Annotated in this window: 21 protein-coding genes and 1 other RNA gene; 20 read left to right on the top strand and 2 right to left on the bottom strand. The window is 47.1% G+C overall.

Annotated elements, in window-relative coordinates:
- Positions 1-53: 53 nt before the first annotated feature.
- From AC4E8B_RS20895 to eno, 4 genes are read left to right on the top strand one after another with little or no spacing between them, the layout of a single operon-like run.
- Positions 54-1,238 (top strand): phosphoglycerate kinase, encoded by a 1,185-nt coding sequence (locus AC4E8B_RS20895; protein ID WP_490215318.1) that lies wholly within the window; start codon positions 54-56, stop codon positions 1,236-1,238.
- Between the two features lie 27 nt (positions 1,239-1,265).
- A complete protein-coding gene (tpiA, locus tag AC4E8B_RS20890; protein ID WP_490215317.1) occupies positions 1,266-2,027 on the top strand; it encodes a triose-phosphate isomerase in 762 nt (253 codons plus the stop codon).
- Positions 2,020-3,555: a 2,3-bisphosphoglycerate-independent phosphoglycerate mutase gene (gene gpmI / locus AC4E8B_RS20885; protein WP_490215316.1), complete on the top strand. Its 1,536-nt coding sequence runs from the start codon at positions 2,020-2,022 to the stop codon at positions 3,553-3,555. Before tpiA ends, gpmI begins: the two co-directional genes overlap by 8 nt.
- Before the next feature lie 24 nt (positions 3,556-3,579).
- Positions 3,580-4,875: a phosphopyruvate hydratase gene (gene eno / locus AC4E8B_RS20880; protein WP_490215315.1), complete on the top strand. Its 1,296-nt coding sequence runs from the start codon at positions 3,580-3,582 to the stop codon at positions 4,873-4,875.
- A gap of 228 nt (positions 4,876-5,103) precedes the next feature.
- Here eno and AC4E8B_RS20875 read toward each other — a convergent pair whose 3' ends face one another.
- Positions 5,104-6,072, bottom strand: a complete 969-nt coding sequence (locus tag AC4E8B_RS20875; protein WP_490215314.1) for a nuclease-related domain-containing protein — start codon at positions 6,070-6,072, stop codon at positions 5,104-5,106.
- Between the two features lie 179 nt (positions 6,073-6,251).
- Here AC4E8B_RS20875 and secG point away from each other — a divergent pair, with 179 nt between their 5' ends.
- The 7 genes from secG (at position 6,252) to AC4E8B_RS20840 (ending at position 12,620) form a co-directional block, all read left to right on the top strand.
- The gene (gene secG, locus AC4E8B_RS20870; RefSeq protein ID WP_490215312.1) at positions 6,252-6,485 is read left to right on the top strand and encodes a preprotein translocase subunit SecG; all 234 of its coding nucleotides are present in this window, start codon (positions 6,252-6,254) and stop codon (positions 6,483-6,485) included.
- Positions 6,486-6,657: 172 nt separating this feature from the next.
- Positions 6,658-7,404: an alpha/beta hydrolase gene (locus AC4E8B_RS20865; protein WP_490215311.1), complete on the top strand. Its 747-nt coding sequence runs from the start codon at positions 6,658-6,660 to the stop codon at positions 7,402-7,404.
- 27 nt (positions 7,405-7,431) lie between these two features.
- On the top strand, positions 7,432-9,777 hold the full coding sequence (rnr, locus tag AC4E8B_RS20860) for a ribonuclease R (RefSeq protein WP_490215310.1): 2,346 nt from the start codon (positions 7,432-7,434) through the stop codon (positions 9,775-9,777).
- 115 nt (positions 9,778-9,892) lie between these two features.
- On the top strand, positions 9,893-10,360 hold the full coding sequence (gene smpB, locus AC4E8B_RS20855; protein ID WP_490215309.1) for an SsrA-binding protein SmpB: 468 nt from the start codon (positions 9,893-9,895) through the stop codon (positions 10,358-10,360).
- Between the two features lie 178 nt (positions 10,361-10,538).
- Positions 10,539-10,897: a transfer-messenger RNA gene (gene ssrA / locus AC4E8B_RS20850) on the top strand.
- A gap of 281 nt (positions 10,898-11,178) precedes the next feature.
- Positions 11,179-11,637, top strand: coding sequence for a DUF2269 domain-containing protein (locus AC4E8B_RS20845; RefSeq protein ID WP_490215308.1), 459 nt, complete (start codon positions 11,179-11,181; stop codon positions 11,635-11,637).
- An 83-nt stretch (positions 11,638-11,720) separates the two neighbouring features.
- A complete protein-coding gene (locus AC4E8B_RS20840) occupies positions 11,721-12,620 on the top strand; it encodes a helix-turn-helix domain-containing protein (RefSeq protein ID WP_490215307.1) in 900 nt (299 codons plus the stop codon).
- Positions 12,621-12,664: 44 nt separating this feature from the next.
- Here AC4E8B_RS20840 and AC4E8B_RS20835 read toward each other — a convergent pair whose 3' ends face one another.
- Positions 12,665-13,204 carry a flavodoxin family protein gene (locus tag AC4E8B_RS20835; RefSeq protein ID WP_490215305.1) on the bottom strand — a complete coding sequence of 180 codons (540 nt, stop codon included), beginning with the start codon at positions 13,202-13,204 and terminating at the stop codon, positions 12,665-12,667.
- A gap of 131 nt (positions 13,205-13,335) precedes the next feature.
- On the opposite strand from AC4E8B_RS20835, the gene AC4E8B_RS20830 reads away from it, so the two are divergent.
- The 9 genes from AC4E8B_RS20830 (at position 13,336) to AC4E8B_RS20790 (ending at position 26,073) form a co-directional block, all read left to right on the top strand.
- Positions 13,336-13,662, top strand: a complete 327-nt coding sequence (locus AC4E8B_RS20830) for a thioredoxin family protein (RefSeq protein WP_490215304.1) — start codon at positions 13,336-13,338, stop codon at positions 13,660-13,662.
- A 322-nt stretch (positions 13,663-13,984) separates the two neighbouring features.
- Positions 13,985-14,941, top strand: coding sequence for an osmoprotectant update ABC transporter ATP-binding subunit OpuFA (gene opuFA / locus AC4E8B_RS20825; RefSeq protein WP_490215302.1), 957 nt, complete (start codon positions 13,985-13,987; stop codon positions 14,939-14,941).
- Positions 14,934-16,451 (top strand): osmoprotectant update ABC transporter permease/substrate-binding subunit OpuFB, encoded by a 1,518-nt coding sequence (opuFB, locus tag AC4E8B_RS20820; protein ID WP_490215301.1) that lies wholly within the window; start codon positions 14,934-14,936, stop codon positions 16,449-16,451. The genes opuFA and opuFB overlap by 8 nt, the downstream gene beginning before the upstream one ends.
- A gap of 145 nt (positions 16,452-16,596) precedes the next feature.
- On the top strand, positions 16,597-16,749 hold the full coding sequence (locus AC4E8B_RS20815; RefSeq protein WP_224902431.1) for a DUF1540 domain-containing protein: 153 nt from the start codon (positions 16,597-16,599) through the stop codon (positions 16,747-16,749).
- A gap of 168 nt (positions 16,750-16,917) precedes the next feature.
- Entirely contained in the window at positions 16,918-18,477 is a 1,560-nt protein-coding gene (locus AC4E8B_RS20810) for a histidine kinase N-terminal 7TM domain-containing diguanylate cyclase (RefSeq protein ID WP_490215300.1), read from the top strand.
- Between the two features lie 872 nt (positions 18,478-19,349).
- On the top strand, positions 19,350-20,498 hold the full coding sequence (locus tag AC4E8B_RS20805) for an ABC transporter ATP-binding protein (protein WP_490215299.1): 1,149 nt from the start codon (positions 19,350-19,352) through the stop codon (positions 20,496-20,498).
- Positions 20,491-22,050, top strand: coding sequence for a glycine betaine ABC transporter substrate-binding protein (locus AC4E8B_RS20800; protein WP_490215298.1), 1,560 nt, complete (start codon positions 20,491-20,493; stop codon positions 22,048-22,050). The genes AC4E8B_RS20805 and AC4E8B_RS20800 overlap by 8 nt, the downstream gene beginning before the upstream one ends.
- A gap of 427 nt (positions 22,051-22,477) precedes the next feature.
- The gene (locus AC4E8B_RS20795) at positions 22,478-22,939 is read left to right on the top strand and encodes a MarR family winged helix-turn-helix transcriptional regulator (protein ID WP_490215297.1); all 462 of its coding nucleotides are present in this window, start codon (positions 22,478-22,480) and stop codon (positions 22,937-22,939) included.
- A 2-nt stretch (positions 22,940-22,941) separates the two neighbouring features.
- Complete coding sequence (locus AC4E8B_RS20790) at positions 22,942-26,073, top strand: MMPL family transporter (RefSeq protein WP_490215296.1); 3,132 nt, start codon at positions 22,942-22,944, stop codon at positions 26,071-26,073.
- The last annotated feature ends 119 nt before the right edge of the window (positions 26,074-26,192 follow it).

Here is a 26,192-nt window from a genome sequence, read left to right as displayed (position 1 = left end):
ATTCCCTCTCCCTTTTCTTTTGAACACTATCATAATCTGGGAGGTCCTTTGCCGTGAACAAAAAAAGCGTAAAAGACATTGATTTAAAAGGTAAACGCGTTTTTTGCCGTGTGGACTTTAACGTGCCGATGAAAGACGGCTCCATTACGGACGAAACCCGCATCAAAGCAGCTCTTCCTACCATTCAGTACCTGACTGAACAGGGAGCTAAAGTCATTCTGGCAAGCCACCTTGGCCGTCCAAAAGGCCAGGCAGCAGAAGAACTGCGCCTTACACCAGTTGCCAAGCGCTTATCAGAGCTGTTGGGCAAGGATGTCAAGAAAGCAGATGAAGCCTACGGTGAAGCTGTCCAGGGGATGGTATCCGAAATGGCAGAAGGCGATGTTCTCCTTCTTGAAAACGTCCGCTTCTACCCTGGTGAAGAAAAGAATGATCCTGAGCTGGCAAAGGCGTTTGCAGAGCTAGCGGATTTGTATGTGAATGACGCATTCGGCGCTGCCCACCGTGCCCACGCTTCAACAGAAGGCATTGCACACCACCTTCCGGCTGTTTCCGGCCTGCTGATGGAAAAAGAGCTGGAAGTGCTCGGCAAGGCTATGTCCAACCCGGAGCGTCCGTTTACGGCAATTGTCGGCGGAGCGAAGGTGAAGGACAAAATCGGCGTCATCGAAAACCTGCTTGATAAAGTGGACAATCTGATCATTGGCGGAGGACTTGCGTATACTTTCGTTAAAGCACAAGGCCATGAAGTCGGAAAATCCCTTCTTGAAGAAGATAAAATCGAACTTGCCAAATCCTTTATGAAGAAAGCAGACGAAAAAGGCGTTAAATTTTACATGCCTGTCGATGTTAAAGTTGCGGATGATTTCTCAGAGGATGCCAATATTAAAGAAGTTTCCATTGAAGAAATCCCTTCAGACTGGGAAGCCCTTGACATTGGTCCAAAAACGGCTGCCATCTATCAGGATGTTATTAAAACAAGCAAGCTTGTCATCTGGAACGGCCCTATGGGTGTATTCGAACTCAATGCGTTTGCAGGCGGAACGAAAGCAGTAGCCGAAGCCCTTGCTGAATCCCAGGATACATATTCGGTAATCGGCGGCGGAGACTCTGCGGCTGCAGTCGAAAAATTCAACCTTGCTGATAAAATGAGCCATATCTCAACAGGCGGCGGAGCTTCCCTCGAATTCATCGAAGGAAAAGAGCTTCCTGGTGTAACGGCTTTGAATGATAAATAAGCAAAAGATGTGAAAGGAAGTGCCGGAATGCGTAAATCAATTATTGCAGGTAACTGGAAAATGCATAAAACACTGCCTGAAGCGAAAAGCTTCTTAGAGGAAATCAACGGCCTTGTTCCTTCAAAGGAAAATGTTGATACAGTCGTTTGTGCTCCAGCTTTATTTTTAGAGCGACTTGTTGAAAGTGCAGAAGGCCATGACGTCGCAATCGGCGCCCAAAACATGCACTTTGAAGAAAGCGGTGCTTTCACAGGTGAAATCAGCCCGAAAGCCCTTCAGGACATCGGTGTATCATATGTAGTGCTTGGCCACTCTGAGCGCCGTGAAATGTTCAATGAAACAGACGAAGCTGTAAACAAAAAGACTTTGGCAGCATTCAACTACAACCTGATTCCGATCGTTTGTGTCGGCGAATCGCTCGAACAGCGCGAAAACGGCGAAACAACGGAAATCGTCGGCAGCCAGGTGAAAAAAGCCCTTGCCGGCCTGACAGAAGACCAGGTGAAGCAGACTGTTATTGCTTATGAACCTATCTGGGCGATCGGCACAGGCAAATCCTCCACTTCCGCGGATGCAAATGAAGTTTGCGCCCATATCCGCCAGGTGGTAGGAGAGGAGTTCTCAAGCGCGGCAGCTGAGGCAGTCCGCATCCAGTATGGCGGAAGCGTTAAGCCGGAGAACATCAAGGAATATATGTCACAGCCTGATATCGATGGTGCACTGGTCGGAGGAGCAAGCCTTGAGCCAAAGTCATTCCTTCAATTACTGGAGGCAGGCAAGAATGAGTAAATCCCCTGTAGCACTGATCATCCTGGACGGCTTTGCCCTTCGCGGTGAACGGATGGGAAACGCAGTTGCTCAAGCGAACAAACCGAACTTTGAGCGTTTTTGGAACAAATATCCCCACTCCACTCTGCAGGCAAGCGGAGAAGCAGTCGGCCTTCCTGAAGGGCAGATGGGGAATTCTGAAGTAGGACACCTTAATATCGGTGCCGGAAGGATTGTCTACCAGAGCCTGACAAGGGTGAACGTGGCCATCCGCGAAGGCGAGTTTGAAAAAAATCAAACCTTTTTGGACGCGATCAACCATGCGAAGGAGAACGATAAAGCTCTCCATCTGTTTGGCCTTTTATCTGACGGCGGTGTCCACAGCCATATCCAGCATCTGTATGCCCTGCTGAAGCTTGCGGCTGGTGAGGGACTGAAAAAGGTATATATACACGGTTTCCTTGACGGCCGGGACGTTGGTCCGAAAACAGCCGAGAAATATATCAAAGAAGCACAGGAAAAAATGAAGGAATATGGAGTAGGAGAATTTGCGACCATCTCAGGGCGCTATTATTCCATGGACCGCGACAAGCGCTGGGACCGTGTGGAGAAATCCTACCGCGCGATGGTGTACGGAGACGGACCATCTTACTCCGATCCGCTTGACCTTGTCGAAGACAACTATAAAAACGGAATTTTTGACGAGTTCGTCATTCCTTCCGTCATCACAAGGGATAACGGTGAGCCGGTGGCAACCATTGAAGACAATGACTCGGTCATTTTCTACAATTTCCGCCCGGACCGTGCGATCCAGATTTCCAATACATTTACAAACAAAGATTTCAGATCTTTTGACAGGGGCCCTGGGCACCCGCAAAATCTGCACTTTGTCTGCTTCACCCACTTCAGCGAAACCGTTGACGGCTATGTAGCGTTCAAGCCTAACAATCTGGACAATACGATCGGCGAGGTTTTGGCCCAGAATAATCTTAAACAGCTGCGCATCGCTGAAACAGAAAAATACCCGCACGTAACTTTCTTTATGAGCGGCGGGCGCGAAGACAAGTTCCCGGGCGAAGAACGGATTCTCATCAATTCGCCAAAAGTGGCAACTTATGATCTTCAGCCTGAAATGAGTGCATATGAAGTAACAGATGCTCTGTTGAAGGAAATAGAAGCTGATAACTTCGATGCCATCATCCTGAACTTTGCCAATCCTGATATGGTCGGGCACTCCGGAATGCTCGAGCCTACCATGAAAGCAATTGAAACTGTGGATGAATGCCTTGGCCGCATTGTTGACCTGATCATTCAAAAAGGCGGAAATGCCATCATCACAGCTGACCACGGAAATGCAGACGAAGTTGTCACACTTGAAGGCAATCCAATGACAGCCCACACCACTAATCCGGTGCCTGTCATCGTAACAAAAGAAGGGGATGAGCTGCGCGAGGATGGAATCCTTGCCGACCTTGCCCCGACCATGCTTGACCTGCTCGGAGTTGAAAAGCCGGTAGAAATGACCGGTACAACGATTTTAAAAAAATAATCCAATTTTAAGGAGAGATATTACATGCCATTTATCCAGCACGTATATGCCCGCGAAGTATTAGATTCACGCGGTAACCCAACAGTAGAAGTAGAAGTATTAACAGAATCAGGATTCTTCGGAAGAGCGATCGTTCCTTCCGGAGCATCTACAGGTGAGCACGAAGCAGTTGAGCTTCGCGACGGCGACAAGTCCCGCTACCTTGGAAAAGGTGTCCAAAACGCAGTGGACAATGTAAACAACCTGATCTCTGAAGCGATCATCGGCATGGATGTTACAGACCAAGTCGGAATCGACCGCATGATGATCGAGCTTGACGGTACTGAAAACAAAGGCAAATTGGGCGCTAACGCAATTCTTGGCGTATCCATGGCTTGTGCGCACGCTGCAGCTGAATCTGTAGGCCTGCCATTATACCGCTACCTAGGCGGATTCAACGCGAAGCAGCTTCCAACACCAATGATGAACATCATCAACGGCGGTTCACATGCTGACAACAACGTTGACTTCCAGGAATTCATGATCCTTCCTGTAGGAGCTCCTACTTTCAAGGAAGCGATCCGCATGGGTGCTGAAGTATTCCACGCACTTAAGAAAGTTCTTTCAGGTAAGGGCCTTAACACAGCAGTTGGCGACGAAGGCGGATTCGCTCCAAACCTTGGTTCTAACCGCGAAGCACTTGAAGTCATCATCGAAGCAATCAAGAGTGCCGGCTATGAGCCAGGCAAAGACATCCTTCTTGGCATGGACGTTGCTTCTTCTGAGTTCTACAACAAAGAAACAGGCAAATACGATCTTGCAGGCGAAGGCCGCACAGGCTTATCTTCAGAAGATATGGTTAACTTCTACGAAGAGCTGGTAAACGAATTCCCAATCCTTTCAATCGAAGATGGACTGGATGAAAACGACTGGGAAGGCCACAAGCTTCTGACTGACCGCATCGGCGGAAAAGTTCAGCTTGTCGGAGATGACCTTTTCGTAACAAACACTAAGAAGCTTGCACAAGGTATCGAGCAGGGCGTTGGCAACTCCATCCTGATCAAAGTGAACCAGATCGGTACACTGACTGAAACTTTCGAAGCTATCGAAATGGCTAAGCGCGCAGGCTACACTGCAGTAGTATCTCACCGTTCAGGTGAAACAGAAGATGCCACAATCGCTGACATCGCTGTTGCCACAAACGCAGGCCAAATCAAAACCGGTTCTATGAGCCGTACAGACCGCATCGCGAAATACAACCAGCTTCTTCGCATCGAAGACGAGCTTGGGGAACTGGCAGTATACGATGGATTGAAATCTTTTTATAACCTGAAGAAGTAACTCTTTTTGGGAGGAGACACCAGCCTGGGGGCTGGTGTTTTTTTTGGTTTTGTGGTTTTGCTGGCTGGTGCATGAAGCCCGAATTGAGATTAGTGAGCCCCTTTAGGGCTAGTTGCTAATAAAAACCAAAAGTTGCTAATATATCCTGAAAGTTGCTAATAAAATGAAAAAGTTGCTAATAAATTAGAAAAGTTGCTAATATACGGAAAAAGTTGCTAATAAACGCTTTTACCCATTCTTCCAATCTGCAGGTGCGCTATATTTGCGGCCTTTTCCTCTTCCTGAGACCACTAAATTCGAGCCTGCCAGTATATTTGAAGCTGTATGGACGGATTCCACCCCCGCAAACTCCCGAAATCTCCCATTCGTAATCTCCTTACCAAACAAAAGGAAGTAATCCCTCAAGGCAGCGATATGGGCAGACTTGTCCTTGGCCCCGCATTTCGGGCACAGCCACGTCCCGTATGCTCTTAAAACCGGAATATGGCCGCAGCTGCCGCAATGGACGCCCATCCTGACCTTGCCTGAGCTGACTCTCATTTTGGACAAAATATCAATTTCTTCAGGTGTATGGTGTTTGATCAACAGTTTAGAAGTCTTTCTCAGCTCTTTAGCATCCAGGAGCGCTTGCTGACAGCGCCCGTTCAGTTCTTCTATCTTCCCAAGCAGGCGGTGGCTGTGGATGACTGTACGGCTGATGGCTGGAGAGTTCGCTTTGAGGACAGTGGAGGGTTTGCTGATGACCACAAGGGCTTCGGCGCGGAGAGGGATGCTGCGTTCCGCAAACCAGCGGACCAGCTGTTTTTTATGATGTTCTGCCTGTGCAATAGGATCGGCGAAGCCTTCTTCTTTTTCATCATGGGTGCGGATCATCTGGCTGAATTGCTTATCAAACACAAGGGTGCCGAGTATGTTTTTAACCTCCAGGATAAGAGCGAAGTGAGCATGCAGGACGAGGATGTCAATTTGAAAAAAGCTGCCGGATAGGCCGAGTCGTAAATCATGCAGGACTAGATACTCTTTTTCCGGCAGCATCTGCAAGTAATAATCCAAGGACAATTCACCATAATAGCCGGCCCAGCGTTTCGCGAGATCTTCCTTGACACGGAGCCAGTCGGGACTCCCTTCCTCCAGGCGCCGCAGCAGAGCTTCCAAGGCTGTAATCCGCTCTGGTACTGTAAGTTCTTTAACGATCATATTTTCCTCCTTATTAAAATGTATCATTCTTTCTAATTCGTCCCCCTTGCCCTGTCCTCCTTCTTGAGCTGCTAACTAAATCCCCCCTCGCCCTCACCAATCAACATTGCTATTGTCCAATCCGCCAAAATATGATAAATTAAGAATAATGTGATTGTACGTTTCAGGAGGTGGGCTTCATGTACACATTGTTAATTACGCTTTTGGTTATCGTTTCCATTGCTCTTATAGTTGTTGTACTTCTTCAATCAGGGAAAAGTGCGGGTCTTTCCGGCGCGATTTCCGGCGGTGCCGAGCAGCTTTTCGGCAAGCAAAAGGCGCGCGGGCTTGATCTTATACTCCACCGCGTTACCATCGTGTTGGCTGTATTGTTCTTTGTTTTGACGATTGCTGTCGCTTATTTTGTAAAATAATGAAGCTGCTGCCTGGCCCTGAAGGTCAGGTTTTTTATTTGCCGCAAAGCGGAATATTTTTCCTTTATTGAGGGGCAAGCCGTTTTATTGGATTGTTGTGCGCTGCTTTGCTAAAAATAAGGAAGCTGAACTTATTAAAGAAATCATTTACATAGCAAAAGGAGTTTTCAAAATGAAGATTGTTGCACCAAAACCATTTACCTTTGAAGGCGGAAAAAGGGCCGTCCTGCTTTTGCACGGCTTTACAGGCAATACTGCGGATGTCAGGATGCTGGGCCGCTTCCTGCAGACCAAGGGGTATACTTGCCATGCTCCCCAGTATAAGGGCCATGGGGTGCCTCCTGAGGAGCTTGTCCATACCGGGCCTGAGGACTGGTGGAAGGACGTTATGGAAGGATATGAGCTGCTGAAGGGCGAGGGCTATGAAGAGATTGCGGTTGCCGGGCTTTCGCTGGGCGGGGTATTTTCCTTGAAATTAGGTTACACTGTTCCTATAAAGGGTATCGTTCCAATGTGTGCACCCATGTATATTAAAAGTGAGGAAGTCATGTACCAGGGCATCCTTCATTATGCCAGCGAATATAAGAGGCTTGAAGGCAAATCACCTGAACAGATTGAACAGGAGATGGCTGAATTCAGAAAAACTCCGATGAAGACACTTAAAGCGCTGCAGGAGCTGATCGCTGATGTGAGGAATTCTGTGGATATGATCTACTCCCCAACCTTTGTGGCGCAGGCACGCCATGATGCCATGATCAATACCGACAGCGCCAACATCATTTTCAGCGAAGTGGAGAATGATAATAAAAAGCTGAAATGGTATGAGGAGTCCGGTCATGTCATCACATTGGATAAGGAAAAGGACCAGCTGCATGAGGATGTATATCAGTTCCTGGAATCGCTGGATTGGACTGTTTAAATCCTTTATTTAGGAGGGATAGTATAGATGGAAAATAATATTAAGCAAATCGTGGATAAGCTTCTCCACTTTATGAAAGATGAAGCATACAAGCCTCTGACCGTCCAGGAGATGGAAGAGGCATTCGGAATCGAGGATTCTTCCGATTTTAAAGACTTTGTGAAGGCGCTCGTTGTTATGGAGCAGAAAGGCCTTGTTGTCCGGACACGCAGCAACCGCTACGGCCTGCCGGAAAAAATGAATCTGATCAAAGGGAAACTGTCCGGCCATGCGAAGGGCTTTGCTTTTGTGATACCGGAAGAGCCCGGCCTGGATGATATCTTCATCCCGCCGAATGAGACGAATAATGCCATGCACGGCGATATTGTCCTTGCCAGAGTATCTTCTGAATCTTCCGGACAGCGGCGCGAAGGGACAGTCGTCAGGATTCTCGAGCGCGGCGTCCAGCAGATTGTCGGGACTTATGTAGAAAGCAAGAATTTCGGCTTTGTGCTTCCTGATGACAAAAAGTTCGCCAGCGACATTTTCATCCCTAAATCAGCCTCCAAAGGGGCAATAGAAGGGCATAAGGTCGTTGTCAAGCTGACGACGTATCCGGAAGGGCGCAAGAGCGCTGAAGGGGAAGTCATTGAGATCCTCGGCCATAAAAATGATCCGGGCGTCGATATCCTGTCTGTCATCCATAAGCACGGGCTGCCGATGGAATTCCCGAAAGAAGTGCTGGAGCAGGCGAATGATACACCTGACAGCATTGATGAAAGTGAAATCAAGAACCGGCGCGACCTGCGCGATCAGACAATTGTAACCATTGATGGCGCTGATGCAAAGGACCTGGATGATGCTGTCACTGTTACGAAGCTTGAGAACGGTAACTACAAGCTCGGAGTACATATTGCCGATGTGACTTATTATGTGCGCGAGAACACGGCGATCGACCAGGAAGCGGAAGAAAGGGCGACAAGTGTGTACCTGGTAGACCGGGTCATCCCGATGATCCCGCACAGGCTTTCCAATGGCATCTGTTCCCTTAATCCGCAGGTGGACCGCCTGACCCTTTCTTGTGAGATGGAAATGGACAGCTCCGGCGAAGTGGTCAAACATGAGATTTTCCAGAGTGTCATCAAAACAACAGAGCGCATGACCTATACTGACGTCAATAAGATCCTAACGGATAAAGACGAAGAGCTGATGAACCGTTATGAACCGCTTGTTCCGATGTTCCAGCTTATGGAGGAGCTTGCAGGCGTACTCCGCAAGAAGCGGATGGGCCGCGGCGCCATCGACTTTGATTTTAAAGAGTCAAAAGTTCTTGTAGATGAAGAAGGGAAGCCGAGCGATGTTGTCCTCCGCGAGCGTTCTGTGGCAGAACGCCTGATTGAGGAATTCATGCTTGCGGCAAATGAAACGGTCGCCGAGCATTTCCACTGGATGGATGTGCCGTTCATCTACCGTATCCACGAAGATCCGAAGGAAGATAAGCTGAGAAGATTCTTTGAGTTTATTACAAACTTCGGCTATATCGTGAAAGGCACCGCCAACTCCGTGCATCCGCGCGCCCTCCAGGAAATTATCGAAGAGGTGCAGGGAACACCTGAGGAAATGGTGATCTCCACTGTTATGCTGCGTTCGATGCAGCAGGCGAAATATAATCCGGAGAGTCTTGGCCACTTCGGGCTGTCGACTGAGTTCTACACTCATTTCACTTCCCCGATCCGCCGTTATCCGGACCTGGTTGTCCACAGGCTCATCCGCACCTACCTAATTGAAGGCGATCTGAGCCAGGCCACAAGGGAGCGGATGAATTCAAGGCTTCCTGATATTGCCGACCATTCCTCCAATATGGAGCGCCGCGCGGTGGAAGCTGAAAGGGAAACAGATGAGCTGAAAAAGGCCGAATATATGGCTGATAAAATCGGCGAAGAATATGATGGCATCATCAGCTCGGTTACAAACTTCGGCATGTTCGTCGAATTGCCGAACACAATAGAAGGGCTGATCCATGTCAGTTATATGACGGATGATTATTACCGCTATGATGAGCGCCATTTTGCTATGATCGGCGAGAAGACCGGCAATGTGTTCCGCATCGGGGACGAAATTACTGTCCGCGTCATCAATGTCAACAAAGATGAGCGCTCCATCGACTTTGAAATCGTCGGCATGAAAGGCCCGCGGAAGCGTGATGACCGCGAGTCGCCGAGAGTGTTCAAGACGGGCAGCACAGAAAAGAAACCACGCAGAGGAAAAGCCGGCGAAGGCCCGAAAGGACGCGGCGGCAGCTCACAAGGCAAAAGCAGCGGCGGCCCTGGCAAGAAGGAGAAAAAGCATTTCGAAAATGCACCAAAAGCGAAGCGTAAGAAAAAGAAACGGTGACGAGCCGAAACCGGGAGAGCCATCCAAGTGGCTCTCCTTTCCGATATAAGGTCATGATTGTTGCAGGGAGAGAATTTTGGTAAAATCATTGTAAGAGATTGAGGGGGAAGTTCATATGCCAAAGGGAACGGGCAAAGTTATCGCCCAGAATAAAAAAGCGTATCATGATTATTTCATCGAAGAGACATACGAAGCGGGAATCGTCCTGCAGGGTACAGAAATCAAGGCGATCCGCGGAGGAAGGGTGCAGCTGAAGGATTCTTATGCACGAATCATCAATGGGGAGATATTCCTTATCGGCATGCATGTCAGCCCTTATGAACAGGGAAACCGCTATAACCATGATCCGCTCCGGACAAGGAAGCTGCTGCTGCACAATAAAGAGATCGGCAAACTGATCGGCGAAACGAAGGAAGCCGGTTTTTCTATCGTTCCATTAAAGCTGTACTTGAAAAATGGCTTTGCGAAAGTTTTGATCGGCCTGGCGAAGGGTAAGAAGAATTATGATAAGCGTGAAACGTTAAAGAAGAAAGAAGCAAGCCGCGATATCGAGCGGGCATTCCGCGAGAGTCAGAAAATGTAAATCCAGGACTTAACAATTGATATTCGCGCTGTATATGCTATAATAAGTATTGTAGCAGCGATGCTACTGACTTACGCTCTTCTATTTCGAGCGCTCCCGGCGTCAAAATCGCGTGGCAGAATAAGATTCGCACCGACTCTTTTGCGGAAAATGATGCTTATGCTCATTTGCCCGATATGGGGACGTTACGGATTCGACAGGGATAGTTCGAGCTTAGGTTGCGAGTCGAGGGGATCGGCCTCGTTAAAACGTCAACGCCTATAACTGGCAAACAACAAAACAACTTCGCTTTAGCTGCCTAATAGCGCTTAGCGGTTCCTCCCTCCATCGTCCATGTGGTAGGGTAAGGGACTCACTTTAAGTGGACTACGCCGGATTTCGCCGTCTGAGGATGAAGGAAGAGAATAACCAGACTAGCTGCACGGACGCCTGTCAGCAGGCATAAGATGCAGCGAATTGCAAATATGCTGACTACACTCGTAGAAGCTTAAGTGGCGATGTTTCTGGACGTGGGTTCGACTCCCACCGTCTCCACCATACATACTTTGGTGGATTAAATTTCAAATTATAAAGCCTGAATTTTCCCGATGGGAGATTCAGGCTTTTTTATTGTTGAAATAATCCCCCCATACCTTCTTCGAATTACAATACATGTGCCAATTTCCTTATGAAGGCCATCAAAATAATGGGCAACCATACATATTAGCCAACTTTATAGAAAAAATATCCATAAAATTAGTAAAAATTGCTCATATTTTTCCAAAAATGTATTATTATACAAAAGAGGCAAAAAATTAGTTTGAAAGGGGACTTTATCTTTGACTTTTTATTCTATCCTGCTTACAGTGCATATCATTGCCGCGGTGTGCGGCCTGGGCGCTGCTTTTGCGCAGCCCATTATCTCGAAGGCTCCAAAGACTGTTTCACAGGCAAGACTTTGCATTTCGATTAATGAGAGAGTCGAGAAGCTCGCAAAATACGGAAGTATTATACTATTGATTACCGGTTTGATTTTCGGAGCTTTGAATCCGGCTTTATTTAAGCAGGTCTGGTATATCATTTCTATTATCATCTTTATTTCCGTACAGCCTATTGTTGCGGCTGTCCTGCCGAAGAAAGTCAAAGCGCAGCAGGAGCTTCTTGCAAATCATCATGAAAAGGACGAATCACTGCCTGAATCTTACCACCGCATAAACAAGGAACAGCAGCCTTTCACCGTTTATACACATCTGGCAGCAGTGGTTTTAATAGTATTAATGGTGCTGAAGCCATTTTAAAAAAATTCCTCCTGCTTAAATATTTTTATTTTGCTGGATTTCTTGCTATTCTACAATAAACAGAAGATCCAGGACGTGATAGATTGAACATTTTTGGCAGCAATCTCGGGAAAAAAATTAAAGATTTAAGAGTTTCAAGAGGCCTCAAGCAGAGTGAACTGTCAGAAGGCATCTGTACCCAGGCACAGATCAGCAAAATTGAGCGGGGGGATATCATCCCGCTTTCTTCCACTCTCTACCTTATTGCAAGAAGGCTGGGGGTGGATATCTCCTATTTCTTCGGGATGAATGGAATTGCAAGCAATGAGTATGTTGAGGATGTGATGGAACAGCTCTATGCTGCCAGGAAGGAGCTTGATTATGATGAGCTCCGGAGAATTGTGGCTGTTGAAGAAAGAAATCCGCAGGTGCTTGAAAATCCTGAGTATCACCAGGTTGTTCTCTGGAATAAAGGAATCTACACTTTTTATTTGGAAAAGAATTTCGAAAAAAGTATTTCAATATTACAAGAAGCTATCGATTTGACCCATATAAATGCCTCTATCTGGACGGAATCAGAGCTTGAGATTTATATCAGCATGGGCATCTTCCACTATGATATAAAAGAATTCCAGCAGTGCTATGATTTGCTTGTAGAAGCCTCGCGGATTATTAATGAACTGCCGCAGCTGCAAAACAAGGACCTGAAAACAAAGGTACTGTATAATCAGGCAAGAAGTTTATGGGCGCTCCACCAATATAATAAGGCAATAGAATACTGCTATAAAGGCATTGACTGGTGCGTGAAGGCTAATCTGCTGGATTATTTTGGGGAACTTAATTATTATCTGAGCATAAGTTATGAAGGCTTAAAGAATTACAATCAGGCACTTGCTTATTATGATATAACTATTAGTATCTTTAAAGCGCAGAAGGATGATAGATTCGTTTCTTTCATTGAGAGCAAAATCGCGAATATAAGAGAGTTAGCTAAGGACTCTTGACAGTCCGGTAAAAAGGACCTGCCTCCCCGCAGGTCCTTTCCTTATTAAGAGCGCAATCCCCTATTCCAAACCTCTGCTTTAGCCAGCGCAATCTGGTCTTCCTTTACCTCGCCGGGCTTGACGCCGGCGCCGATGATATAGTCGGCGAATTCCATGCCGACAAATTCAAATATATATTCGAATTGCTGGATGAGCGGAAGTCCCTTGATTTTTGCGCTTGTGCCGCCTGTTACGGCTACATAGGCTTTTTTCTTGGCAAGTTCTTCTTTTAAATTGAAGCGTTCGTCACGAAGGTACTGGGACCATCTATCAAAAAAGTTCTTCATCGGGCCGCTCATTCCGTACCAGTACAGAGGAGTGGCAAACAGGATGACATCATGGCTGAAGATCAGCTCGATCAATTCATCATAGTCATCATGGACCGGGTCAAAGCCGCCTTCAGCATGACGCTGGTCGTGGATTGCTTCAATATGCTTATCGGCCAGGTGGACAATAGTATGGTCTGTTCCTTCAAGGATTTTTCCTGCCAGATATTCTGAATTGCCATTTTTGCGGGTACTTCCCAGCAAGCATAAAGTTTTCATCGTCGCATGCTCCTTCACTTGTGTTCTTTTATGCTTAAGTTTAACACGGAAGCTCGCTGTTTTCGATGTAAAGCAAGTTTGAGGATAGAAAGAAGCGATTTGTATATAATGGGGGCAGGAGGATGATGAGAATGGCAAATATGATCAAAACAGAAAAAGAATTCAGAGAGAAAATCGGCAGCGGGGAAGCGGTCACAGTGAAGTTTTTTGCTGACTGGTGCCCGGACTGCAAAAGGATGGATATGTTCATGCCGAGTGTGCTTGAGGAATTCCAGGAGTTCCCTTTATTTGAGCTGAACAAGGATGAGCTCCCGGACCTGGCTGCTGAATATAATGTAATGGGCATTCCGAGCCTGCTGGTATTCAAGAACGGCGAAAAGCTTGGACATCTTCACAGCGCGAATGCAAAAACACCAGAACAGGTATCCGAATACCTGGAAGAGTATTACAGCAAATAAACAAAACAAAGCCAGGAGGATCACTCCTGGCTGATTTATTTTTAAAGCTGTGCTGAAATGCATCAGAAATAAAGTTACCCGCGCATGAGCCCCTGATCAATATGGAAAACTAACAAAGCCATTTTTAAAGAATATAGAAAATTGATGAGAATGGCTAAAAATGCTATGGTTTGGAAAACGGGGAATCAGGGTAGTTAATAGAGCTAATGTATAGGGATGGTTAAATTTTCCGGTACAGAAGCTGCAGGCAGCTCAAAAAAGGCGATAATATGAATGGGGCCTATACATACAGTAAGCAGGAACAATGAAAAGGAGAGAAGCCATGATAGAGTTTGAGGGTGTGACAAAAGAGTATCCAGGCGGAACAATGGCGGCAGAGTCCCTGGATTTTACGATAAAAAAAGGAGAGTTCTTTGTGCTGATCGGGCCGAGCGGCTGCGGGAAGACAACGACGCTCAAGATGATCAACAGGCTGATCGATCTCACGAAAGGCACGATCAGGATAGAGGGGAAAAGGATCAGCGAGTATGATATCCACGAATTAAGATGGAGCATCGGCTATGTGCTGCAGTCAATCGCGCTTTTTCCGCATATGACGATCGAAGAAAATATAGCCGTTGTCCCTGAATTGAAAAAGTGGGAGCGGGAGAAGATCCGTAAGCGGGCGGCAGAGCTGCTGACTATGGTCGGGCTCGAGCCGGAGGTGTATTTGACGAGGAAGCCGAGCGAGCTTTCCGGCGGGCAGCAGCAGAGGATCGGCGTCATCCGCGCCCTTGCAGCCGACCCTGAAATCATTCTGATGGACGAGCCCTTCAGTGCACTTGACCCTTTAAGCAGGGAAAAGCTGCAGGATGATCTTCTTGATTTGCAGCGCAATATTAAGAAGACGATTGTGTTTGTGACGCATGACATTCAGGAAGCTCTTAAACTGGGTGACAGGATTTGCGTCATGAAGGAAGGAAAGATTGTGCAGCTGGCTTCGCCTGAGGAAATCATTGAAAAACCGGCAGATGACTTTGTGCGTGAATTTATCGGTGCACAGGCCGGAGCAGGCCGCGAGATTACAGCTGAAAAAATGATGAAAGCCGGATATGCCGAAAGTGTGTCTGCTGAAGCGGTCGCAGCTTCGGCCAGTTTAAAGGAAGTGCTGGAACTGCTGACTGACAGGGAAGAGATACCTGTTGAAAAAGACGGGACCATCATCGGTATGATCAGCCGCAGGGAAGCCATCAGGCATGCGGCAGGCAGCTTAGGGGAAAGGGGGGCTCTAAATGAATGAATTGGCCGGTGTTTTTAAAGAGAGGCAATCCGAGCTTTTCAGTGCACTCATAGAACATATACAAATCTCATTTATTGCGCTTTTCTTCGCTGTCTTGATTTCAATCCCGCTCGGAATTTATCTGACGCGTCATAAAAGAGCAGCTGAGGCAGTCATCGGCGTTACAGCGGTGCTGCAGACCATTCCTTCCCTTGCCTTGCTTGGGCTCCTCATCCCGCTGTTCGGGATCGGGAAAGTGCCTGCAAGCATCGCGCTGATCGTCTATGCCCTGCTGCCGATCCTGAGGAATACGTATACAGGCATAAATGAAGTAGAGCCTTCTCTTATTGAAGCGGCAAGGGCCATGGGGATGAACAGCTGGAAACGGCTTGTTAAAGTAGAATTGCCTCTATCCATGCCAGTGATCATGGCAGGGATCCGGACGGCAATGGTCCTGATCGTCGGGACAGCAACTCTCGCAGCTTTGATCGGTGCAGGAGGCCTTGGGGATATCATCCTTCTCGGCATTGACCGGAACAATACGTCCCTCATTGTGCTGGGTGCGATCCCGGCTGCATTGCTGGCCATATTATTTGATCTGCTGCTGAGGAGATTCGAGAAAATATCGTTTAAAAAATCCCTGATCCCGCTGGGGGCGATCGCCCTTGCAGCCATTGTCATCATGGTGCTGCCGTTTGTTTCCGGCAAAGGCGAAAAAGATCTCGTGATTGCCGGAAAGCTTGGCTCTGAACCGGAAATCCTGATCAATATGTACAAAATCCTCATTGAAGAGGAAACCGATATGAGTGTTGATTTGCAGCCAGGGCTTGGCAAGACTTCTTTTGTGTTCAACGCGCTCCGTTCAGGTGATATTGATATATATCCTGAATTCACAGGAACAGCCATTTCGGAATTTTTAAAAGAAACGGCAGTGAGCACAGACCGGCAGGAAGTGTATGAGCAGGCAAGGGACGGCATGGCAGAGGAGTTTGAACTGGAGATGCTGGAACCGATGGATTATAACAATACATATGCACTGGCTGTGCCGGAAGAGCTGGCATCACAATATGGACTTGAAACGATTTCAGATGTAAAAGCCGTGCAGCAGAATATCAGCCCGGGCTTTACACTGGAGTTTTCAGACAGGGAGGATGGCTACCGGGGCATACAGAAGCTGTATGGCATAGAGTTCCCTAATGTGAAAACGATGGAGCCCAAGCTCCGCTATAGTGCCGTGGAAACAGGCGATATCAATATGGTGGATGCCTATTCAACGGACAGTGAGCTGGAAGCCTATAATCTGAAGGTGCTTGAAGATGACAAAAACCTTTTCCCGCCTTACCAGGGTGCACCTCTCTTAAAGAAAGAAACGCTTGAAGATCATCCGGAAGTCGCGGATGCTTTGAATAAACTGGCAGGAAAAATCACAGACGACCAGATGCGGGAAATGAACTATAAAGTCAATGTTGATGGAATGAGTGCTGAGGACACAGCGAGGGAATTCCTGCAGAATGAAGGCCTGATAGAGTAGGGTTCTTATGGTAATTGCTTGCCCGGCTGTCCGGCAGCTTCCATCTAAAAGCGTTTATAATGCCGCAATGCGGGAATAGACTATTAAGTGCTACTTAATCAGAAACACTAGTCTCACTTTACAAATCTCACAGGAGGTGGTTAGAGTGGCACAGGATGTATTATGTGAAGTAGTCAATTGCAAGTTTAACCGCAACGGCAGGAAATGCGGGGCGGACGAAATTTTTGTCGGAGCTATCACTGGAAAGAAAGCGAGCACCAATGAAGAAACCGACTGTAAGACGTTTGAGCCTGAATAAGCAATACGGCAGCCATTGATAAAGGCTGCCGCTACATAACGGCCTGCCGGACAAAAAGTCCGGCAGGTTTTTTTCTGGCAGAAATGACATAAGGCATCTACCGGATTATATACTTTTTCCTTCCGGGTTATGGTAACATTAAAGCAAAAAATTAACCTGGTGAATATAATGAACTCAGATATTTTTAGTTATGCCGTCCTGATTTCTGTGTCCGGAGTCCTGACAAGCATTTTGGGCTTGTATGCATATGCTAAAAGAAAAACATTTGCTGCCGGCAATGTCTTTGTCTGGATAGCAGCGACTTCGGCTATCTACATATTCGGGCATGCTTTTGAGCTGACAGCTGATTCGCTGGCAGAAATCAAGTTCTGGATTGTCTTTCAATATGCGGGCCTGCCCTTCATTTCCCCTATCACATTAGTGATGGTCATGAGATTCACCGGCTTGGACAGATTTTTGACCCGCCTCAATCTTATTCTTTTTTTTACCATCCCTGCCATCAGCCTGCTGATGGTGATGACAAATGACTGGCATGGCCTTTTTTACAGCCAGTATCATCTGCATCAAGAGGGAGCATACCTGCTCGTGGATATGGATGTGGGCTTTTGGTATGTGATTCATGGCAGCTTTACATTTGGCAGCCTTTTTGCAGGAGCATGTCTGGTTGTCTGGTACTGGAAGAGGGCAGGCTTTGCCTACAGAAGGCAGCTTATTACCATGTTTGCGGGGCTGACAATCCCCATGACAGCCTCTTTTCTCTATTTAATGGGTTTTTCCCCTTACGGCATGGATCCTGTTCCAATGGTCATGTGCCTCACCTCCTTTTTATATTTGCGTGCCTTTTTCATGGACAGGCTGACCGCTGCACCGATTGCAAAGGAGCGTGTTTTTGAAAGTATGCGCGATGGTGTCCTCGTTTTTGCCAAGGATGATGGGCTTGTTGATTATAATCCAGCGGCTGAGGAGATGCTGCCTGATCTTAACTCCAGCCTGATCGGGGAAAATATGAAGGCGGTTCTCCAGCCAGTTGCCGGATATTCGCGGGCCGGGGCAGATGGCGGCAGTTATTCGGGCATCCATAAACTGGAGGGAGCGGCAGAAACTTATCTTCAGATCCATACCTTTCCTATAAAAAAAAGCAGCGGGGAACTTACTGGGACAACGGTGATCCTTAGCAATATCACCCAGGAAGTACTGCTAAGGCAGGAACTGGAGGAGCTTGCTTTTAAAGATGGGCTGACAGGCATCTATAACCGGACATACTTCATTGAACAGAGCGGCAGGCTACTACAGGAAGCGGCAGACGCCGGGGAAAATATGTCAGTTATACTATTTGACATCGATTTCTTTAAGCATATCAATGATAAGCACGGACACCTGCAGGGCGATGAGGCGCTTCGGCATATAGCGCGGATCAGCGGAAGCCAGCTTGGCGGGAATTCGATTTTTGCCCGCTACGGGGGAGAGGAATTTGTTATTTGCCTCCCTGGTGCAAATCTTGAGGAAGCGGCAGAGAAGGCGGAAAAAATCAGGAGCAGGATTGAAGCAGGGCATCTGACTTCTGAAAAGGGAATGATCTTCTTGACTGCGAGCTTTGGAGCGGCAGAAGCAGCACCGGGAATGACGCTCGAACGCCTGCTTCACAATGCAGATACGGCTTTATATCAATCAAAATCCGCAGGCAGAAACAGAGTTACATGCTGCGAGACCCCTGTTTTCATATCATAGCTTGGCTGCCATAATGGCAGCCTTTTTGTTTTATGAGAGGGGAATTAAATTGCGGTAGACAGGGCTGGATTCCAGCATGGAAGAGCCGGCTGATAGGTGTTTAATTGGTAAATAAATGGCGTGGCGGGCAGAGGAGGTGCAGATTGGTGAAAACAGGCGGTTCGGCAGGATAGATGTTCATTTGGTAGAATAATTGGAAAATTCGGTAGAAAATCGGCCGATTCGGTAGATTATATGCTCAATTGGTGAAATAAATGTCGGAGTTGGTAGAATCCTGGTCCAATTGATTAAAAAACAAAATATAAGCTGGCAGATTATGTGCTGTGTTGTTAAATCCGAGCTCAATTGACGAAAAAACCTCTAATATTGAATTTTGCAGCCAGTTAAAACAGTTGATATGTTAATAAAATTTGAAAAACTGTGTCATTTATGTATACAATTAAATAGAAAATGGGTAAAAAGTTGGGCTGATAAAAAGGAGGTAAGCTGCAAAAAATCATTGTTATGGGATTTCACTTATTGCGTTATGGACGACGGCTTTAACGGTCAGCACCGGTTAAACTGCTGAATATTTGGAAATGGCGAAAGCCTGTTCAACATATTGATTTGCTGAATCCGCGATATGATGGCCTCTATCCTCAGTGCCATATAAGGCAAATCAATTTTTCAGGATCTTCCTGTCTTTGAAATTCCCGCATTTATCTGCATCTGCCACTGGCAGAACTCTTGTCTAATACCATTTTGCAAATCCATTAGAGTATGCCTGGCTGCTTTTGAAGCTACAGCCTGATTTTTTTCTGTGCCTTCATTCAAGCTGCCTGTTTTTGGGCATGTTAATCTTAAACATTACATAGTGAAAGAGGCGTTGATGATTGATTACTTTTAAGCATGTCGGAAAAAAGTATCCGGACGGCTTCGTTGCCCTGAAGGATATCGATTTCCATATAGATGAAGGAGAACTGGTTGCGCTGATCGGGCCGAGCGGCTGCGGAAAAACGACAACCATGAGAATGATTAACCGGCTAATTGAACCGTCCAGCGGCCAGATCCTGATTAATGGAGAGGATATTGCCAAGCAGGACCCGGTCAAGCTCCGGCGTAATATCGGCTATGTCATTCAGCAAATCGGCCTGCTGCCTCATATGACCATTGAAGATAATATCACTCTTGTTCCAAGGCTCAAGGGCTGGGATAAGGAGCAGTACTCAGAAAAAGTGGATGAATTACTGGAGCTTGTCGGCCTGGATCCTAAAGAATACCGGACCCGGTTCCCGGGCGAGCTATCCGGCGGTCAGCAGCAGCGTGTCGGCGTCATCCGCGCCTTGGCGGCCGAACCGCCGATTATCCTGATGGACGAGCCCTTCAGCGCACTGGATCCGATCAGCCGTGAACAGCTTCAGGATGAGCTTGTCAATCTGCAGGAAAGTATTAAGAAGACGATCGTGTTTGTAACGCATGATATGGATGAAGCCATTAAAATTGCAGACCGGATAGCGATCATGAAGGATGGGGAAATCATCCAATTTGATACACCGGAGAAAATACTCCGTTATCCTAAAAATGAATTTGTAAAAGGCTTTATCGGAGAGGAACGATTGAATGCCGGTGAAAATGAGCATCCGCAAGCCGAGGATTTAATGTTGAAAAAAGTGATCACATCCCGTCCAGGCAGAGGGCTCGCACAGGCATTGAAGATGATGAAAACATACAAAGTGGACTCCCTGCTGATAACAAACCAGCAGAATGAGCTGCTGGGAGTGGCTACAATCGATAATGTTGAAAAGTATTACCATGATGAAGATAAAACGCTGGGGGACATTATGAGCACGGATGTTCCTTCAGTCGAAAGCGGCACTGCCTATCCTGAAGTGGCCGAAATTTTTGCAAGAGGGGCACAGATTATACCGGTCCTGCTCGAAGGAAAAGTGACTGGTCTGATAACAAGGTCCACCATGATGAGAGGCTTGGCAGGAATGAGAATTTCACCAGCTGTGGAAGGAGGCGGAGCAGCAAATGAATAATGATAACTTTTTTGCGCTGCTTATCGATGTCTTCCGGACAAGATGGTCTGAAATACTGGATGCTCTTCAGCAGCATTTATTTTTATCACTTGTGTCCATTGTTATAGCTACTTTGATTGCCATTCCGGCGGGGATTTTTATTGCGAGAAGAAAAAGAATCGCTGAACCGGTCATTGGGGTTGCTTCCATTTTTCAGACGATTCCAAGCCTTGCCTTGTTCGGATTCCTTCTTCCCTTATTTGGGATCGGAAATATTACAGCTATCATAGCACTTACCGTTTATGCTCTGCTGCCCCTGCTCAGGAATACTTACACAGGCATTAACGGTGTGGACCAGTCAGCAGTCGAAGCTGGGCGCGGCATGGGGATGACGAAGAATCAGATCCTTCGTATGATCGAGCTCCCCCTTGCCTTGCCGTTTATCATGGCCGGCTTAAGAACAGCAACTGTATTGACTATAGGTGTCGCCACTCTCGCAGCATTTATTGGTGCCGGGGGGCTTGGGGACTTGATCTACAGAGGGCTTTCGACAGCAAGGAATGAACTCGTGCTAGCTGGTGCGATCCCTGCAGCTGTACTTGCCATCGTCATAGATCTCTTGCTGAAACGGATTGAAACCGCTACAGATCCAAGATCAGGAAAAAGGTTCTCCTGGAAACGTGCTTCTATTATTCTGATCCCAATTGCTGCCATCGCCATATTCTTTGGAATGCGCGGCGGCGGAGAAGACGAAGAAGCCATTGTGATTGCCGGAAAGAAGTGGACTGAGCAATATATCCTCCCTCATATTGTCTCAGAGTATATCAAAGACAAAACAGATTATAATGTCAGGGTTCAGGATGGTTTAGGGGAAACGCCAATATTGACTCAGGCGATCAGAAAAGCCGATATCGATATGTATGTTGAATATACGGGAACAGGCCTGCTGACCATACTGAAAGAGGAATATAACCCGGAGAATAGTGCGGATGAAATTTACGACAGGGTCAAAAAAGGCTACAGTGAGCAGTATGATCTGGAGTGGATGAAGCCGCTCGGTTTTCAAAACACATACGCACTGGCTGTAAATGAAGAAACCGACAAGAAGTATCAGGCTGCAACGATTTCTGATCTGGCTCCATTTTCACCAGAAATAAACTTCGGCGGCCCGACGGATTTCTTTGAAAGGGAGGATGGTTATGATCCTTTTGTGGAGACATATAATTTAAACTTCCAGGAAAAGAGGAGCCTTGATCCCAATTTGATGTACTCGGCTGTAAGAGAAGGGGAAGTGGATGCCATCCCGGCCTATACGACTGATGGAAGGCTTGTCCGTTTCAACCTTAAGGTTCTGGAGGACGACAAGAAGTTCTTTCCACCTTATTATGCAGCCCCTATTGTCAGAAAGGAGACGCTCGAGAAGTATCCGGAGCTTGGGGATACAATCAACGAGCTGGCCGGCCAGATCTCCGAAGAAGAAATGGCTGAAATGAATGCCAGAGTCGACCTCGACAAAGAAAACCCGCGCGAAGTAGCAATCGACTTCCTGAAACAGAAAAACTTAATCGACTAAGTAAATAAAAGAAAAAAGGGTACGGAATAATCTCATTCCGTACCCTTTTTTTGCTAAGTGTTTTAAATAACACTGATGTATAGCAGCACGAAATTTCAAAAACCCGTTGAATGCAGTGGAAGGCACGAAGACTCCAGCGGGAAAGTAGCGGCAAAGCTGAGACCCCGCAGCGCGCAAGCGTGAGGAGGCTCAGCGCCGCCCCGCGGAAAGCGAAGTGCCTGCAACGGAAATCAACACCCCATAATAAGCAGATACCCGGAAAAACTCATCGTTACAGAAATAGAAATAGTTTAATTATATGAAATCCATATAGGTTCAATTTTTAGTCAAAAGCTCCCCCTTGACAGAAAAATACAATTAAGATAAATTAGTTAAAGTGTTGAATTATTAAAGAGTAGAACTTTACAGCAGGAGAGGTGAATAATGCATGCCGCATGAAAATATAAAAGACTTAGTGGACCGGTACATATCCGTTTCCTTTTCAGTAAACAAGACGGGCGAGAACCTGGTGAAGTGCCAGCTTGGGGATGAACTGACGAATGACCAGCATTACACGCTCAGATACATCCACCATTCTGAAAACTGCACTTCAACGGAATTGGCTGAAGTGTTTGATGTCAAAAAAAGTGCGATCACAGCCATTATTAACAGGCTGTTTGAGAAGGGCCTGATTGAACGGACACGTGACGAAAAGGACCGCAGGGTCGTATACTTGACGCTTTCTGAAAAAGGCAGGGAGCTTTTTTCGGAAACCGAGCAAAGAATCAACAAACTGGTTGAATCTTTTATCAAAAAATTTGACCAGCAGGAGATAGAGCAGTTCATCACAACCTATGAAAAACTGAGCAGTATTCTGCTTGAAATTAAAGATCAACAGGTGGAGGAATAGGCGTGTATACAATAATCAAGAGAAAGTGGTTTGTCATTATTGCATGGATTGCAGTCATTGCCGGATTGTTTTTCCTGGCCCCTAATATGGCTGATCTTGTCCGTGAAAAAGGACAGGTGGATGTGCCGGAGGAATATTCCTCCAAGCTGGCCGGCCAGATCATGGACGAAGTGCAGAAGCAGGAAGGCGGGGGCGATGAAACCTCTGTCGCCCTTGTTTTCCATGATGATAAAAAGCTGTCGGCAGATCAGATCAAAGAAGCTGAGAAAGCCATCAATGAGCTGGAAGCAAATAAAGAGGAGTTGGGGATCACTCAAATCCTTTCCCATTTTACTGAAGAAAACCTGAAAGACCAGCTTGTTTCAGAAGACGGAAAATCGATCCTTGCGTCATTGAGCATCAGCTGGAATGACCGTGAAGCAGGCGAACTGAGTGACGCCTTATATGAAACGATCGAAGATGCTGATGTTGACCATTATTATACGAGCAACTGGATGATCAATGAAGATCTGACCACCAGCTCGGAGGAAGGCCTGAAGAAAACAGAGGGGATCACGGTTGTGTTCATCCTCGTTGTCTTGTTCCTGGTATTCCGGTCTATCGTAGCGCCGGTCATCCCGCTGCTGACGGTTGGATTTTCTTATCTGGCTTCACAATCGATTGTATCGATCCTGGTGGATAAGGTGGATTTCCCGATTTCCAACTATACGCAAATCTTCCTGGTGGCGGTACTGTTCGGCATCGGGACTGATTATTGCATCCTGCTGCTGAGCCGTTTTAAAGAAGAAATGGCTCACAGCGAAACAACGGCAGATGCCATTGTTGCCACTTACAAGAATGCCGGCCGCACCGTACTTTTCAGCGGCTTGGCTGTCATGATCGGCTTTGCAGCCATCGGATTTTCCCAGTTTAAGCTGTATCAGTCAGCATCGGCTGTTGCCGTCGGGGTGGCGCTCCTGCTGATTGCCCTGTTCACGGTTGTCCCATTCTTTATGGCTGTATTGGGCCAAAAGATCTTCTGGCCGTCGAAAAGTACGGCAGAACATGGGGAGAGCAAGCTTTGGGGAACAGTCGGCCGCTTCTCGCTTGCCCGCCCATTCATCGCACTATTGATTGTTGCAGCAGTCTGCGTGCCGTTCCTTGTGGTGTATGACGGAGATCTCTCCTACAACTCACTTGAGGAAATCAGCGGAGATGTGCCTTCCATCAAAGCATTTGATGCGATCAGCGGCAGCTTTGGCCCTGGTGAATCAATGCCGACACAAATTGTGCTTCAGAATGATGAGCGGATGGATTCTGCCGAATACATCGCCCTCGCAGAAAAAATCAGCCAGGAGCTGGAAAAAGTGGACCTGGTCGACACTGTCCGGTCTGTAACAAGGCCGACAGGTGAGCCGATCGAAGATTTCTTCGTCTCCAAGCAGGCCGAAAGCCTTGAAGATGGCCTTGGCGAAGGAAAAGACGGACTTGACCAGATCAGCGACGGGCTTCAGGAAGCAGGAAGCGAGCTTTCCAAATCAGAGCCGGAGCTTGATCAGGCTGTTTCTGGCATCGGAACTTTGATATCAGGAACAGGCGAAATCCAGAATGGCCTTTCAGAAATTGAAAACAATCTGGCTAAAATTGAAGATGGTCTCCGCCAGGGAACAGCCGGATCCACTGAGCTGAAAAAAGGGCTGGAGGAGACAAAGGCTGGGGCGGAAGAGCTTCTTGCAAATTATAATACATTACTCGGAGGATATCAGAAAGCAGCAGACGGGGTAAGCGGTCTGCAAGCTAAATATAATGATATCGGTTCAGGTTTGAATGGTCTTTCAGAAGCCCTTGCAGGCATTAAAGCAGATGATTTTGCTGTACTGGAAGACAATTATCAGGGAATAGCTGACAACACTTCTTACAAAAAAATCAAGGGAACTGTGCAGAATGTACAGGCAAATATTAAACCACTGGCAGAAGGCCTGGCACAGCTGAATGGCGGTCTTGCGGATGTCAGGACCGGACTTGACACAGCCAACAAAGGTTTCGGCCAGGCAATCGGAGGCCAGCAGAATTTGGCCGGCGGACTTCAAAACATCATCGCCGGCATCGAACAGCAGCAAGCCGGACTTCAACAGCTGGCTGACGGCCAGGGCCAGATTGTCAATGGATTCCCGCAGCTGTCAAACGGACTTGCAGGCGTTAATGACGGACAGAAGCAGCTTATGGATGGCTTCGGCAGCCTCGGCGGCCAGCTGGGCGAGCTGACAGACGGCCTCAATCAGAGTGTGGATGGGCTGAATCAGGTATCAGACGGACTGGGTTCCGCACAGGACTATCTGTCCGGACTGTCAGAGTCAGATTCACTGAATGCTTTCTATCTGCCGGAAGAAGTCCTGGAAAGCGATGATTTCGACCAGGCGGTAGATGCGTATATGTCAAAAGACCGCAAAGTCATGACACTGGATGTTATTTTTGAAGCAAATCCGTATTCAAATGAAGCCATCAATCAAGTTCCTGAAATTAAGGAAGCTGTGAAGAGGGCGACAAAGGATACAAAGCTTGAAAATGCTAATTTGGCATTAGGAGGAATTACAAGCACGAACGCGGATCTTGATGAGATGTCAGGCAAGGATTATTCTCGCACAGTTGTGCTGATGCTCGTCGGCATTTCTATCATTCTTGTGTTCTTATTCCGTTCTATCATTATGCCAGTCTATATTATCGGGTCATTGATCCTGACGTATTATACGTCCATGGCGATGAACGAAGTGATCTTCGTTGATATCCTCGGCTATACAGGCATCAGCTGGGCCGTGCCGTTCTTCGGATTCGTCATTCTTGTCGCGCTTGGGGTGGATTACAGCATCTTCCTCATGGACCGCTTCAATGAATACAAAGACCTTTCAGTAGCAGATGCGATGCTGATGGCGATGAAGAAGATGGGAACTGTCATCATCTCGGCTGTTGTCATCCTTGGCGGTACATTTGCGGCGATGATGCCATCCGGCATGCTGTCACTGCTGCAGATTGCCTCGATCATCCTGGTCGGACTCCTGCTGTATGCGTTTATCATCCTGCCGCTGTTCATCCCGGTCATGGTGAAGAACTTCGGCCAGGCAAACTGGTGGCCATTCAGAAGGGGAACAAATGAATAAAAGCTGTTAGCGTCTTGAACACCGTCCTGCTTTGCAGAGCGGTGTTTCTTTATGGCTGCTAATGATTTGGATTATTTTACAAAAATACTGGCAAAAACAATAAGGTCCCTATATACTGT

It is taken from the genome of Bacillus sp. SRL543, assembly GCF_984799205.1.
This window is presented reverse-complemented; position numbering and strand designations above follow the sequence as displayed.

Bases quoted from the DNA above. Each gene is read 5' to 3' on its own strand.
- secG (WP_490215312.1), top strand. From the start codon at position 6,252: ATGTACACATTGTTAATTACGCTTTTGGTTATCGTTTCCATTGCTCTT.
- AC4E8B_RS20875 (WP_490215314.1), bottom strand. From the start codon at position 6,072: ATGATCGTTAAAGAACTTACAGTACCAGAGCGGATTACAGCCTTGGAA.
- gpmI (WP_490215316.1), top strand. From the start codon at position 2,020: ATGAGTAAATCCCCTGTAGCACTGATCATCCTGGACGGCTTTGCCCTT.
- AC4E8B_RS20830 (WP_490215304.1), top strand. From the start codon at position 13,336: ATGGCAAATATGATCAAAACAGAAAAAGAATTCAGAGAGAAAATCGGC.
- AC4E8B_RS20865 (WP_490215311.1), top strand. From the start codon at position 6,658: ATGAAGATTGTTGCACCAAAACCATTTACCTTTGAAGGCGGAAAAAGG.
- AC4E8B_RS20810 (WP_490215300.1), top strand. From the start codon at position 16,918: ATGAACTCAGATATTTTTAGTTATGCCGTCCTGATTTCTGTGTCCGGA.
- smpB (WP_490215309.1), top strand. From the start codon at position 9,893: ATGCCAAAGGGAACGGGCAAAGTTATCGCCCAGAATAAAAAAGCGTAT.
- eno (WP_490215315.1), top strand. From the start codon at position 3,580: ATGCCATTTATCCAGCACGTATATGCCCGCGAAGTATTAGATTCACGC.
- opuFA (WP_490215302.1), top strand. From the start codon at position 13,985: ATGATAGAGTTTGAGGGTGTGACAAAAGAGTATCCAGGCGGAACAATG.
- AC4E8B_RS20835 (WP_490215305.1), bottom strand. From the start codon at position 13,204: ATGAAAACTTTATGCTTGCTGGGAAGTACCCGCAAAAATGGCAATTCA.
- tpiA (WP_490215317.1), top strand. From the start codon at position 1,266: ATGCGTAAATCAATTATTGCAGGTAACTGGAAAATGCATAAAACACTG.
- opuFB (WP_490215301.1), top strand. From the start codon at position 14,934: ATGAATGAATTGGCCGGTGTTTTTAAAGAGAGGCAATCCGAGCTTTTC.
- AC4E8B_RS20800 (WP_490215298.1), top strand. From the start codon at position 20,491: ATGAATAATGATAACTTTTTTGCGCTGCTTATCGATGTCTTCCGGACA.
- AC4E8B_RS20795 (WP_490215297.1), top strand. From the start codon at position 22,478: ATGCCGCATGAAAATATAAAAGACTTAGTGGACCGGTACATATCCGTT.
- rnr (WP_490215310.1), top strand. From the start codon at position 7,432: ATGGAAAATAATATTAAGCAAATCGTGGATAAGCTTCTCCACTTTATG.